This window comes from Metasolibacillus fluoroglycofenilyticus (genome assembly GCF_003049645.1).
GTDB classification, from domain to species: domain Bacteria; phylum Bacillota; class Bacilli; order Bacillales_A; family Planococcaceae; genus Metasolibacillus; species Metasolibacillus fluoroglycofenilyticus.
The window spans coordinates 1,615,338-1,628,182 of the sequence record NZ_PYWK01000001.1 but is presented as its reverse complement, the minus strand read 5'-3'; the positions used below and the strand labels follow the sequence as shown (position 1 = coordinate 1,628,182).

Below are 12,845 nucleotides of genomic sequence, written 5' to 3'. Positions count from 1 at the left end.
AATGCATCCCCATGGCATTTGTTACACGGTCGGTTGGTGTGCGCGAATACTTTGCTGAATCAATTGTCGATTAATTGCATTTAAGTAGGCCTTTGCAGATGCTTCTAAAACATCCTGAGCAGCATCGCGCCCAATTGTTGTATAGCCGTGATAGCGTAAATTAATGACTGCCTCCCCTAGAGCATCGCGCCCTTTGCCAACAGATGTAACACGATAATCTAAAATATTGACTGTGCCACCTACTAATTGCTCTAATGTGTTGAAAATTGCTTCGACTGAGCCGGAGCCAGTTGAAGCGGCTGTTGCAAGGTCACCATTTGGTGTAGCAACAGCAACAGTTGCGGTTGGAATATTTTCTGTTCCGTATTGCACTTGTACACTTTTCAACACATATAACGGAACATCCTCCACTAAAACTTGCTGCTCTGTTAATAAAGTAACTAAATCCTCTTCTGTAACCTCTTTTTTACGGTCCGCTAATTTTTTGAACTCTGCAAATGCTTTGTTTAGCTTTTCGTCCGATAGCTCATAGCCCATTTTCACTGCACGGTCGCGGAAGGCTGCACGTCCCGAATGCTTCCCTAATACTAATGGCACTTCATCCTCACCAATTAATGCAGGTGAAATGATTTCATAGGTTTCAGGGTTTTTCAGCACGCCATCTTGGTGAATGCCCGATTCATGCGCGAAAGCATTGCGTCCAACCACCGCTTTATTTGGCTGGATAACGACACCTGTTAAACGGCTCACCATTTGTGATGTTCGTTTAATTTCCTTTAAGTTTAAGCCTGTTTCAAATGGATAAATATCTTTGCGAATATGTAACGCTACGCCTATTTCCTCAAGCGATGCGTTACCAGCTCGTTCACCGATACCGTTTATTGTACACTCCACTTGGTCTGCACCGTTTTGAATTGCTGCAATCGAGTTTGCGGTTGCCATACCTAAATCATCATGACAATGTGCAGAAAACTTTACATTGTCCGCCCCCCGCACATTTTCACGTAAAAACTTAAATAGTTCACCATATTCCTGTGGCGATGCATAGCCAACAGTATCTGGTACATTAATTGTCGTTGCTCCTGCTGCAACAACCTCGTTAATAATTTTCACAAGGAAGTCGCGCTCTGAGCGGAAGCCATCCTCTGCTGACCATTGGACGAGCGGGAAAAATTTCTTTGCATATTTCACCGCTTCTACTGCCTGCTCCACAACTTGCTCAGGCGATTTTTTCAGCTTGTATTCCATATGAATAGGCGATGTTGCTAAAAATACGTGAATATGTGGTTGTTCCGCTACTTTAATCGCTTCCCAAGTAGCGTCAATATCCTTTTGAACGCAGCGAGCTAAACCTGTAACAATCGAATTTTTCACAGTGCTTGCAATGCGATGAACGGCATCAAAATCACCGGGTGAAGAAGCAGGAAACCCTGCTTCAATAATTGTGACACCTAACCGCTCTAGTTGCTTCGCGATTTCAATTTTTTCTGCTGTGTTTAAATTAATACCCGCTGACTGCTCTCCGTCTCGCAGCGTTGTATCAAAAATATCAATCTTTCGCACTATTTCACCACTACCTTCTCTTTACCTGCTTGAATGAATGGCATCATTGCACGCAGCTTACGCCCCACTTCTTCGATTTGATGATTCGCGCCTGCTTCCTTATATTTTGTATAGCGTGGACGACCTGTTTCATTTTCTTTAATCCAATCTTTTGCGAATGTACCGTCTTGAATATCTTTTAATACATCTTTCATGCTTGCTTTTACTTCATCCGTAATAATGCGTGGGCCACTCACATAATCGCCCCATTCCGCAGTATCTGAAACAGAGTAGCGCATTGTTTCCATTCCGCCTTCAAACATTAAGTCAACAATTAGCTTTAGCTCATGCAATGTTTCGAAATAAGCTAATTCTGGTTGGTAACCTGCTTCAACTAACGTTTCAAAGCCTGCTTGCACTAATGCTGTTGCCCCACCACAAAGTACTGCTTGCTCACCGAATAAATCAGTAACTGTTTCTTCAGCAAATGTTGTTTCTAGTAAACCACCACGTGCAGAGCCGATGCCTTTACCATAGGCAAGTGCTAAATCCTTCGCTTGACCTGTCGCATCTTGATGGATTGCAAATAAGCCAGGTACGCCTGCTCCTTCTGTATATTGACGACGCACTAAATGACCTGGGCCCTTTGGAGCTACTAAAAATACGTCGACATCCGCTGGCGGTGTAATTTGCTCAAAGTGAATGTTAAAGCCATGTGCAAACATTAATGCTTTACCAGCTGTTAAGTGTGGTGCGATTTCTGCTTCATAAACAGCCTTTTGACGCTCGTCTGGTAATAGAATTTGGATAATATCTGCCGCCTTCGCTGCTTCTGCAACAGATGTTACAGCTACACCATCTTCTTTTGCTTGGTCAAATGACTTACCTGGGCGAACTCCTACAACTACATCAAAGCCCGATTCTTTCAAGTTTAACGCGTGCGCATGACCTTGTGAACCATAGCCGATAATCGCGATTTTTTTACCTTTTAATACTGCATCATTGATATTTTGTTCATAGTACATTTTTGACATGGAAAATTCCTCCTGAAATTTAATTGTTTTTTATATGCTAAACTATTTTGTTATTTCAAAATAGAGAGCTGCGGTATATCTGTTTTTTGAATTTCACGTACAGCAGCAGTTGCTCCAGTACGCGTTAACTCCTTAATGCCGTACGGTCGAATTAATTCGATAAAGGCATCAATTTTTTCTGGGTCACCAATAACCTGATAGGTCACCACATTTTTCGCTGTATCAACTACTTGTGGTCGGAATGGTTCAACAATCGCATTCATCTCTGCTCGCAAGTTTGCTGGTGAGATGACTTTTACTAAAGCCAGCTCGCGTACGATAATCGCTTTATCTGTAATATCATTAACCTTTAGCACATCGATTTGCTTTGATACTTGCTTAATCAGTTGCTCGATTTTACTTTCATCCTCCACATGTACGACAAATGTCATTTTTGAAAAATTTGGCTGCTCAGTGTGGCCAACTGTAATGGACTCAATATTAAATTGACGCTTCATTAAAAGTCCGGTGATGCGGTTTAACACACCACTTTGATTAATTACGGTTACAGTAATAACACGTCTCATCCTTTTTTCACTCCAATCATTTCATGCAGCCCTTTGCCCGGTGCTACCATCGGATACACATTTTCAATTTGCTTTACTCGGCAATCAATCAATGCTGGTTCGTCTGAGTTGATTGCTTCTGCAAAAATGCGCTCCGCCTCTTCTAATGTGTCGATGCGATATCCTTTAATGCCGTATGCATCCGCTAACTTAACGAAATCTGGCTGAACAGGCATTAATGATGAGGAATAGCGCTCCTCATAAAATGTTTGCTGCCATTGTCGCACCATCCCTAAGCAGCTATTATTTAAAATGACGATTTTCACAGGTAATTCAAATTCCTTTAATAAAGAAAGCTCCTGTGCTGTCATTTGGAAGCCTGCATCGCCGCAAATGGCAATAACCTTTTTATCAGGCTCGGCAAACTGTGCACCAATTGCTGCCGGGAAGCCGAAGCCCATCGTCCCAAGCCCCCCCGATGTAATCCAGCTATGCCCATTGTTTAAAGCATAGTACTGCGCCGCCCACATTTGATGCTGTCCAACATCCGTCGTAACAATGGCATCGCCCTCCGTAATACGATGAATCATTTCAATTGCTTGCTGTGGCAATACCTCCTCACCAGCTTCCTCATACCATAATGGATATGCTTGTTTATTGCTTTCTAAATAAGCAATCCATTCTGTCGTATTCGGTGCATCAAAATCTTTTTTCAGTAGCGCGTTTAGCGCCTCTTTTGCATCCGCCACAATTGGAATGTCTGTCGGCACATTTTTACCGATTTCAGCAGGATCAATATCGATATGAACAACCGTCGCATTCGGTGCGAATGTTGCTAAATTTCCTGTTAGACGATCATCAAAGCGAGCGCCAATATTAATGAGTAAGTCGCAATTTGTAATCGCATCGTTCGCTGTAAATGTCCCATGCATACCTGCCATACCGTAAAACAGTTCATGTTGACCATGAATGCCGCCTAAGCCTAGCAATGTGTTAACGATTGGCAATTGGTACTTTTCAATGAATTCTGTTAATTCTTCGCGTGCATCTGCAAAAAGTACGCCAGCCCCTGCTAACACAAGTGGCTTTTTAGCATTGGAAATAGCTTGAATTGCCTTTTGAATTTGTAAATAATTCGGCTTATATGTTGGCTGGTAGCCTGGCAAATAAATTTCTTCAGGAGCCTTTGGCATATCACCTTCTGTGAAAATCGCTTGTGACACATTTTTTGGGAAATCGATAACAACTGGTCCTTTGCGCCCTGTATTAGCAATATGAAACGCCTCTTTAACAATGCGTGGTATATCACGAATATCTTGCACCTGATAGTTATGCTTCGTAATCGGTGTCGTAATGCCCATAATATCTGCTTCTTGGAAGGCATCAGTGCCAATAACAGATGTCGCCACCTGCCCTGTAAAAATAACGAGTGGTAAAGAATCAATCATTGCATCTGCAATACCTGTTACGAGGTTTGTTGCACCCGGTCCACTTGTTGCAATAACAACACCTGCTTTATTCGTTACACGCGCATACCCCTCTGCTGCATGAATAGCCCCTTGCTCATGACGTGTTAAAATGTGACGAATAGGATTGCGGTACATCGCATCATAAATTTGTAATACCGCACCACCTGGATAGCCAAATACAATTTCAACACCTTGGTCATGTAATGCTTGAATTAAAATATCTGCACCATCTTTTGGTTTTTTTATTTCTTCAACTTGTGTTTCCTCATGCCCCGTATCGCTTAGCGAAACATTTGCCGTCATAATAAACGCCTCCTAATGATTTTTAAATAAATAAAAAAGCCTTCTTTCTCCACACGCAAAAGAATTACTCTTTACGTAGGGATGAAAAAGACTTTCCATGGTACCACCCTTATTTATAGCATGACGAAATCATGCTACCTCAAGAATAGTGTTAATTCCTGTCATTCCACAATAATTGTGTGCAACTAAATGACAGGACACTATTCATTAATAACGAGCACTTTGACTATGCCCGAAGCTATCTAATGGCAAATTGCGTTTAATAGCTCACTCCGAGGGGATGTCGGAATTAGTTGTACCGCCGGCTTCCAGCAACACCGGCTCTCTGGTAGATACAAGTCTCTAATTCCTTTAACCTCATCAACGATTTGTTATATTTTCATCACGCCGCCTTGGGAAGCATTTGTTACTAATGCTGAGTAACGTGCTAACCAGCCGCGCTTAATTTTTGGTTCAAATGGTTGTAACTTTTGTCGGCGCTCCGCTAACACTTCGTCCGACACTTGTAAATTAATTGTTCTGTTTGGTAAATCAATGACGATTATATCGCCATTTTCTACTAAAGCAATTGGCCCGCCTTCTGCAGCCTCTGGTGAAATGTGACCGATTGAAATGCCTCGTGATGCACCTGAAAAACGTCCATCTGTAATAAGTGCCACTTTTGTTCCTAAGCCTCTGCCTTGAATTGCAGAAGTCGGTGCTAACATTTCTGGCATACCCGGACCACCCTTCGGCCCTTCATAGCGAATTACTACAACATGCCCTTCCTTCACTGTTCCACTATCAATAGCAGCTTGTGCCTCTTCCTGAGAATCAAAGACGATTGCTTCACCAGTAAATTCTTTAATGGAAGGGTCTACAGCGCCGACTTTAATGACGGAGCCCTCTGGTGCAATATTGCCGAATAAGACAGATAACCCACCAACAGGTGAATATGGATTATCCTTTGTACGAATGACTTGCTCATCCGTAATATGGTCGTTTTTAACGAGCTCACCCATCGTTAAACCAGTAATTGTTAAACGATTTGGATGAATGGCACCTGGGATTTTTGTTAGCTCATTAATAATCGCTTGTACGCCACCCGCTTTATTAATATCATCCATCGAAATATCGCTCGCAGGCATAATTTTTGCTAGGTAAGGTACACGCTCTGCCACTTTGTTAATATCCTCGATGTTATAGTCAATTTCCGCTTCATTTGCAATTGCCAATGTGTGTAAAACTGTATTTGTTGAACCACCCATTGCCATATCTAATGCAAATGCATCATCAATCGCTTCCTTCGTAATAATATCGCGTGGCTTTATATCCTCTTTTATCATTCGCACTAAATGGTGCGCTGCTTCTTTAATTAAACGGTGACGCTCCTCGCTTGTTGCGACGATTGTTCCATTGCCTGGTAATGCTACACCGAGCATTTCCATTAAGCAGTTCATCGAATTGGCTGTAAACATGCCTGAGCATGAGCCGCATGTTGGACATGCATTGTTTTCGATATCGAGCAACTCTTCTGCTGACATTTTGCCAGACTTATGTGCGCCGACACCCTCGAAAACAGAAGTTAGCGAAAGCTGTTTACCACTTGCTGAAGTTCCTGCTTCCATCGGACCACCTGATACAAAAACCGATGGTACATTTGTGCGGACAGCTGCCATTAGCATTCCTGGTGTAATTTTATCGCAGTTTGGAATATAAAATACTCCATCAAACCAGTGCGCATTTATTACTGTTTCAGCAGCATCTGCGATAATTTCTCGACTTGGTAGCGAATAACGCATCCCAATATGTCCCATCGCAATTCCATCGTCAACACCAATTGTATTAAATTCAAATGGAATGCCGCCTGCCTCGATAATCGCTTCCTTGACGACATCAGCAAATTCACGTAGATGCACATGTCCTGGAATGATATCAATATAGGAATTACAAACACCGATAAAAGGCTTATCTAAATCTTTCGCCTTCACTTTCCCCGTAGCATAAAGCAAACTACGATGAGGAGCACGGTCTACTCCTAGCTTAATCATATCACTTCTCATTTTTGAAACGCCCCTCACGTTTTTCCATTTGGTTATTTTGATTCAAATGTTATTGATTTATTTGATTGTCGCTATCATAGTACGAAAAAATAGGGACGTCAACAGGCTTTTTTTAATTTTTTAAACAATTCAAAAAAATCAAATAACTAGTAAGCGTTTTCATTGTGATAACGATGCGTTTTATTGTATTCCAATAATTTTTTCGTAATTATGACAAAATAAAGACAATTGTTTGTTGGGTCTGATTGCTTTTGGAGATGTTGGGAAAAAGTAGGCTACTACTACATTTCCCAACATTCGTTAATATGTTCTTAATACGGAGATATTTAATTAAAAATGCGGCGGAAATAACTTGTGACAAAAATATTGTTTGGGTCATGCTCATTTCTTAGCTCATTGAACGCAGCAAATTTTGGATAGTAATCACGTATATTAGTTGCGTCGTAATCATTTACTTTTCCCCAATGCGGTCTACCGTTATATTTTCTCATTAATACTCGAACCCAATCAAAATACGGAGTTTCATTCATTCCTTTATACATATGGAAAGCTAAAAAAGCGCTTTCCTCTCCTTGTGTGGGGCTTAACATCCCTTGCTCTCCTTTTGTTGTGCGACACTCAATCGGGAAATGAACAGTAAATTTACCCTTCTTTAATACTGCATGTATTTCTTCCATACAAGCTTCAAAATGCTGTAATGGTATTGCATACTCCATTTCAGTAAATTTGACGCTACGCGGGGAAGGAAACATACGGTAGCTTAAATCTGTCCGCACACCTTCAGACACAAGCTTTGAGCTAAGCTTACTAACAGAGCTGCTTGCTCGAGGCTGCCATTTGCAAAGCTCCGATATAACGTAAAATAAGCCATTTTCAACGAGCTGTAAATTCATTTCATTCAGATGGCGCTGCCACTTATTTTGCTCAACTGGTGCAACTTTATCCATTTTTTTCACTTGGATAAGGTCGCTGCCGGGGAAATAAAACCATTCTACATGACGATGTGTTCGAATAGTTTGTTGAAAATTTTTCAACGCATCCTCTAAATTCGTTTTTTCCGATACATAATGCAGACTATAAAGTGGCATAACTTGTATTGTGACAGTAACTAAAATACCGAGTAAGCCTATTGATACATGCAGTGCCTCCGATAAATCATCAGTACCTCGCTCATGTTCAATATATTCTCCTAAGCCATTGATAAAACCCCATTTTGTTACCATTGAAGAGAAGGAACCAAGTGTTACACCTGTACCATGTGTGCCTGTTGCAATTACACCTGCTAATGTTTGCGCTTGAATGTCGCCCATATTAATTAATGCGAGCTGGTGCTTTGCTAGTAATGGTCCTATTTCATATAAATAAGTACCGGCATAAAATGTAGCCGTTAAATTTTTAGTATCAACAGATAGTAAACCGCGCAAATTATGTAATGTTAGCGCTGTCTCTTCAGGCATTGCGACAGGGCTGAAGGAATGAGCAGCACCTGTAACGCGCAATGTTTGTTGTTTCTTCATATTTTTTATAATTTGCTGAATTGCCTCGATTGATGCAGGTGCATGATATGTAGATGGATATGAAACGATATTATTCGCCCAATTCGTCCATCTTTTTCCCTGCTGCCAATTATTCATAGAAAACATTGTCGCTCACCTCGATATGTCAGTATAGGTCCTGCATAGCACATGTTACGTGTACCGTGCAAAACAGTAAATCGTTCACATAGCTCGCCCGCTTTAGCATGTCTTAAATAAACTGTATCACCAATTGTTAAAGAACCGGTTGAATCAATAAAGGGTGTTTGTACTTCCCCAGCACCCTCCAATGGCAATAGCTGATAATTTTCATTTAAAAATACTGGTGCACGATCTTCACCGATAGCGCCTGAAGCGATATAGCCTCCTCCTTGGCAAACAAAGGTATGTGCATCAAATTGGCGTGTAACACGCAAGGCAAAGCCGACAGCGGGTTGCAAATTTAATGTATCATAATGATCAAATAACGCAGGTGCAAAAAAGGCAGAGCCGACTGTTGCTTCAGTAATTTCCTGCTGCTCGCAGGTATAGGTAATGCTTCCTGAGCCACCACCATTAACAAAGGCCACTGGCGCAATTGATTTCACATGTGCAACAGCAAGCCGCCTAAAAGAAGTGATTTTCTCTATTGATTGCTTTTTTAGCTGACGCACTACTAAACCTTTCGCACGCATTTTTCGAGAGTTTGCCAATGATAAATCTGGCACACCGGCTATTTGTGCCTCATAACCCATGAGTGCATGAATACGAATATTCGGATAATCTGTTAATTTATCTGTAAAATTTTTTAATTTTTGCAGTGAATCGAGTGGCGAACGCTTAGTCCCAAAATAAATCCATTTAAAATTTGTAGAGATATTAATATCAATACATATTTTTGCCATCGTCTGCATCTGCTCAGCACAATTTTGTAAAAGCTGAACTTGCTCGTATGCATCAACCATAAAGGTAATATCTTTTCCAGCTCTACTGTAGGCCAGTAATTTTTTTATATTATTTTCTTCAAAGGTTGGGTAACCTAGCAACAAATGATTGAATCCTTGTTCAATTAAATAAACGCTTTCTGCTGCTGTAAATGTCATTAAACCTGCATAATTTACTAATTTCTCCTGAATGTATTTTAAAACGCTAACGGAACGTACAGATTTTGTTGCAATTCTTACTGGCTTTGTTGCCAATCGATTAACGAAATCAATATTTTGGTCAAGTGCATCATAATCTAACCAAGCAAATGGACGCTCAATATGTTGGAACACATTTTCATATTTCTCCAATAAATTCATCCCCCTTTTAAATGTAGATTCGACTTTAATGGAGAAAAATCCTACCAACAAAAAAAGTTGATGAAAAGCTTCAATAACAATCACTTTTCACCAACTTTTTCATCTATAATTTTTTATGATAAGAAAATAAAATCAACAGCAACGTTTAACAGTACAATGGTGTGAACCAACGCGAATAGCAAGCCTTGTCGATCAAGTTTCTTCATTAATTGTACATCCATATTCATCACTCCGTTGCTTTTCTTTTAGTATACTGTAAAAATATTAAATTAGCAAAATGTTTCGAATAGTCGGAAAAAATATTCCCTCCTGCAAGAAGAAGTTAAAGCCTTTGGCGTAATTCATTAAAATACAAACAATTCAAAAATTCATGCGTGGCCGGCATGTTGGATACTGTTGTAGTGCTTCTCAAAAAACTCACCCATCAAAAAATTCCTTGAAAACGGGGGAACACAAGGTTTAGTGGACTTTCCTCAGAATGAAAGTAAATAGATGTAATCTGAATTTCCATTGCACCGTAAGAGAAAGACACCATTTCGAGCAAACCCGTCCTCCTTATTTTACAGTTGTCATGACACATGGCATAATATTAGTTATAGCATTAAAGGAGGCTAATAAAATTGACAAAAGCATTACTCATTATTGATTATACGCATGATTTCGTAGCAGCTGATGGCAAATTAACATGCGGCGAGCCAGGACAGCAAATTGAAGGCAGAATGGTCGAGTTGATTGACAGCTTTTTAAAAAATAGCGATGTGGTAATTTTCGCCAATGATATTCATTATGAAGGTGATACTTTCCATCCAGAAACAAAATTATTCCCACCTCATAATATAGAAGGTACTAATGGACGTGAGCTTTACGGTGCTGTAAAAACAATTTATGAAGCGAATAAGAAAAATTGCATTTCCTTCGACAAAACGCGCTACAGTGCTTTCGCTGGCACTAATTTAGCCATTTTATTGCGAGAACGTAAAATTCAAGAAGTTCATTTAACGGGGGTCTGTACTGATATTTGCGTACTGCATACGGCGATGGATGCTTACAATTTAGGCTTTGATATCGTCGTTCATGAAGATGCCGTGGCGAGCTTTAATCCTGAAGGGCATACATGGGCACTAAAGCATTTTACAGGCTCACTCGGGGCAAGGGTTGTGTCCAAGGAGAGCTAAAAAAACTCATTTTAATTCAACGAATTTTGTACAGCATATAATGAAGAAAAAAATAGATGTTTAAATTCCGTTTAATTTGGTTATAACTAATTAAGCGCTATTATAACTTTAATGATCACAAAGGAGATGAACATCTATGATTAGCTTTATTTGGTATCTTATTATTGGCGGTCTTTTAGGTTGGTTAGCTGGGGTAATTTTAGGTAAGGATGTCCCTGGGGGCGTTATCGGTAATATTATCGCAGGTATTATCGGCTCTTGGATTGGCAGTATGATTCTTGGGAATTGGGGCTGGAGAGTTTCTGACTTTTACGTCTTCCCAGCACTAATTGGAGCCATTGTTTTAATATTCATTGTAAGCTTCATCATGAAATCGATGCGCAAAGCAATGTAAATTGTCTAGTTTACACAGCAAAGCAACCCTTTATAGAAACGAAAACTCAGCGCCTTTCGCAATATGGCTATGAGTTTTCGTTTATTTTTGTGCGCTTGCCTGCTGAAGAGCCACGCGCTCTAGCTCCTCGCTATGTGCACGATATTGCTTATAATAAAATAAAATATCTTCCACATATTTTTGACTATGATTATATTGATAGATAGCCTTTTTCAGCTCGCCTTTTGCCACACCTGCTTTCGATAAAAAATTAGCGGCTGAGTATACGGCATCTTCTAAGTCGTAAGGGTCCGCAATGCCGTCATCATTCGCATCCACACCATAGCCACCGTATTTCTTTATTATTTTAGGATTTGTTTTTTCCTCCTGCTTTATATTACCTTGTCCTAAGCCCGTACATGTTGGATGCTGCCACCCAACAAATGTGCATGGCATAAATTGCATATGCCCTTCTGCTCCAACGGGGGATTCAAGTGTCGACATCGTGGAAAAGCGTGTTTCTACTCGATGATGTGCTGCCAACAACGTCCAAGGAACACTATATTTTTCACCAGCAGCCATATAAATGGGAATATACTCAATAGGTATTTCTAAATCAAAACTCACTTGCAACTGGGGGGGTTTTTCCTCTTCAATAGCTGCTTCAAAAGCTGGTATTGGCTGCAATTCCTTCCATGCTAAATAGACAAAAAAATAAACTGTTATCGCAACAGGTACTAACAGCACGATAATCCATATTTGAATTTTTTGAGAAAGTAGCGGGTCCTTCTTCCCCTTCTTCTTTTTCCCCATTTTTCTTATCCCCCATTTTAACAACAGCGAGCTTATCGCTTAATTTTGTTACAAGCTTATTATCGATAAAATATGAAATTTGTTTAATTTCATTTTAAGTGGTAATTTAATTATATTCTACTATTTCATTTATTTAGGTTGCGAAATAAAATAAAAGCATCTAAAATACTTTTTTGGATAATACATAAGAGGAGTGTTGTGTCATGTGGAAGGACTTTAAAGAATTTGCTATGCGCGGTAATGTGATCGATTTAGCAGTAGCGGTTGTGATAGGTGCTGCATTCGGTAAAATCGTCTCATCATTAGTAGACGATATTATTATGCCATTGATTGGTGTATTAACAGGTGGCATCAATTTTTCAGAAAGCTTTGCATTTGGTAGTGGAGATGCACAAGTAAAAATCGGTGCATTTTTACAATCCATTATCGACTTCACATTAATCGCCTTTGCCATCTTTATCGCAATACGCTTAATGAATAAATTAAGCCGTAAAAAAGAAGAGGCGGCTGTAGAAGCAGCACCAGAAGTCGACTCAAAAGAAGAGCTTTTAAAAGAAATCCGCGATTTATTAAAAGAAAAGCAATGAGGTGGCGTCAGACAAGTAGTGCATTATCTACTTGTCTGACGTTTTCGTTACAAAAAGAATGTGCTGAAAGCAGTTAAAAAATTTACAAATCGGGCGGCTTCGTTTTACAAGTTTAATGAAAGCTTGATTCTCACCATGTCAAAG

11 protein-coding genes are annotated in these 12,845 nt (G+C 40.0%); 3 read left to right on the top strand and 8 right to left on the bottom strand.

The features are described 5' to 3' along the window. Nucleotides 1-21 precede the first annotated feature (21 nt). The 7 genes from C9J36_RS07615 to C9J36_RS07585 all read right to left on the bottom strand — a co-directional run bounded on the left by C9J36_RS07615 (nucleotide 22) and on the right by C9J36_RS07585 (nucleotide 9,753). The gene (locus tag C9J36_RS07615) at nucleotides 22-1,563 is read right to left on the bottom strand and encodes a 2-isopropylmalate synthase (protein WP_107942703.1); all 1,542 of its coding nucleotides are present in this window, start codon (nucleotides 1,561-1,563) and stop codon (nucleotides 22-24) included. Beyond that, nucleotides 1,563-2,576 carry a ketol-acid reductoisomerase gene (ilvC, locus tag C9J36_RS07610; RefSeq protein ID WP_107942702.1) on the bottom strand — a complete coding sequence of 338 codons (1,014 nt, stop codon included), beginning with the start codon at nucleotides 2,574-2,576 and terminating at the stop codon, nucleotides 1,563-1,565. Before ilvC ends, C9J36_RS07615 begins: the two co-directional genes overlap by 1 nt. Nucleotides 2,577-2,626: 50 nt before the next feature. Further along, nucleotides 2,627-3,142: an acetolactate synthase small subunit gene (ilvN, locus tag C9J36_RS07605; RefSeq protein ID WP_066163218.1), complete on the bottom strand. Its 516-nt coding sequence runs from the start codon at nucleotides 3,140-3,142 to the stop codon at nucleotides 2,627-2,629. After that, the gene (gene ilvB, locus C9J36_RS07600) at nucleotides 3,139-4,893 is read right to left on the bottom strand and encodes a biosynthetic-type acetolactate synthase large subunit (protein WP_066163220.1); all 1,755 of its coding nucleotides are present in this window, start codon (nucleotides 4,891-4,893) and stop codon (nucleotides 3,139-3,141) included. The genes ilvN and ilvB overlap by 4 nt, the downstream gene beginning before the upstream one ends. 371 nt (nucleotides 4,894-5,264) lie before the next feature. Next, nucleotides 5,265-6,935, bottom strand: coding sequence for a dihydroxy-acid dehydratase (gene ilvD, locus C9J36_RS07595; protein ID WP_066163223.1), 1,671 nt, complete (start codon nucleotides 6,933-6,935; stop codon nucleotides 5,265-5,267). A gap of 326 nt (nucleotides 6,936-7,261) precedes the next feature. Continuing rightward, nucleotides 7,262-8,578, bottom strand: a complete 1,317-nt coding sequence (locus C9J36_RS07590) for a D-arabinono-1,4-lactone oxidase (RefSeq protein ID WP_107942701.1) — start codon at nucleotides 8,576-8,578, stop codon at nucleotides 7,262-7,264. Further along, nucleotides 8,566-9,753, bottom strand: a complete 1,188-nt coding sequence (locus C9J36_RS07585; protein ID WP_107942700.1) for an alanine racemase — start codon at nucleotides 9,751-9,753, stop codon at nucleotides 8,566-8,568. Before C9J36_RS07585 ends, C9J36_RS07590 begins: the two co-directional genes overlap by 13 nt. 620 nt (nucleotides 9,754-10,373) lie before the next feature. On the opposite strand from C9J36_RS07585, the gene C9J36_RS07580 reads away from it, so the two are divergent. Beyond that, complete coding sequence (locus C9J36_RS07580; protein WP_107942699.1) at nucleotides 10,374-10,928, top strand: cysteine hydrolase family protein; 555 nt, start codon at nucleotides 10,374-10,376, stop codon at nucleotides 10,926-10,928. 136 nt (nucleotides 10,929-11,064) lie between these two features. Continuing rightward, nucleotides 11,065-11,322, top strand: coding sequence for a GlsB/YeaQ/YmgE family stress response membrane protein (locus C9J36_RS07575; protein ID WP_066163232.1), 258 nt, complete (start codon nucleotides 11,065-11,067; stop codon nucleotides 11,320-11,322). Nucleotides 11,323-11,403: 81 nt separating this feature from the next. Here C9J36_RS07575 and C9J36_RS07570 read toward each other — a convergent pair whose 3' ends face one another. Further along, nucleotides 11,404-12,114 carry a lytic transglycosylase domain-containing protein gene (locus C9J36_RS07570; RefSeq protein ID WP_066163234.1) on the bottom strand — a complete coding sequence of 237 codons (711 nt, stop codon included), beginning with the start codon at nucleotides 12,112-12,114 and terminating at the stop codon, nucleotides 11,404-11,406. 203 nt (nucleotides 12,115-12,317) lie between these two features. Here C9J36_RS07570 and mscL point away from each other — a divergent pair, with 203 nt between their 5' ends. Next, nucleotides 12,318-12,701, top strand: a complete 384-nt coding sequence (mscL, locus tag C9J36_RS07565) for a large conductance mechanosensitive channel protein MscL (protein ID WP_066163236.1) — start codon at nucleotides 12,318-12,320, stop codon at nucleotides 12,699-12,701. The last annotated feature ends 144 nt before the right edge of the window (nucleotides 12,702-12,845 follow it).

Coding starts and splice junctions, on each gene's coding strand:
- ilvC (WP_107942702.1), bottom strand. CDS start 2,576: ATGTCAAAAATGTACTATGAACAAAATATCAATGATGCAGTATTAAAA.
- ilvN (WP_066163218.1), bottom strand. CDS start 3,142: ATGAGACGTGTTATTACTGTAACCGTAATTAATCAAAGTGGTGTGTTA.
- ilvB (WP_066163220.1), bottom strand. CDS start 4,893: ATGACGGCAAATGTTTCGCTAAGCGATACGGGGCATGAGGAAACACAA.
- ilvD (WP_066163223.1), bottom strand. CDS start 6,935: ATGAGAAGTGATATGATTAAGCTAGGAGTAGACCGTGCTCCTCATCGT.
- C9J36_RS07590 (WP_107942701.1), bottom strand. CDS start 8,578: ATGTTTTCTATGAATAATTGGCAGCAGGGAAAAAGATGGACGAATTGG.
- C9J36_RS07585 (WP_107942700.1), bottom strand. CDS start 9,753: ATGAATTTATTGGAGAAATATGAAAATGTGTTCCAACATATTGAGCGT.
- C9J36_RS07575 (WP_066163232.1), top strand. CDS start 11,065: ATGATTAGCTTTATTTGGTATCTTATTATTGGCGGTCTTTTAGGTTGG.
- C9J36_RS07570 (WP_066163234.1), bottom strand. CDS start 12,114: ATGGGGAAAAAGAAGAAGGGGAAGAAGGACCCGCTACTTTCTCAAAAA.
- mscL (WP_066163236.1), top strand. CDS start 12,318: ATGTGGAAGGACTTTAAAGAATTTGCTATGCGCGGTAATGTGATCGAT.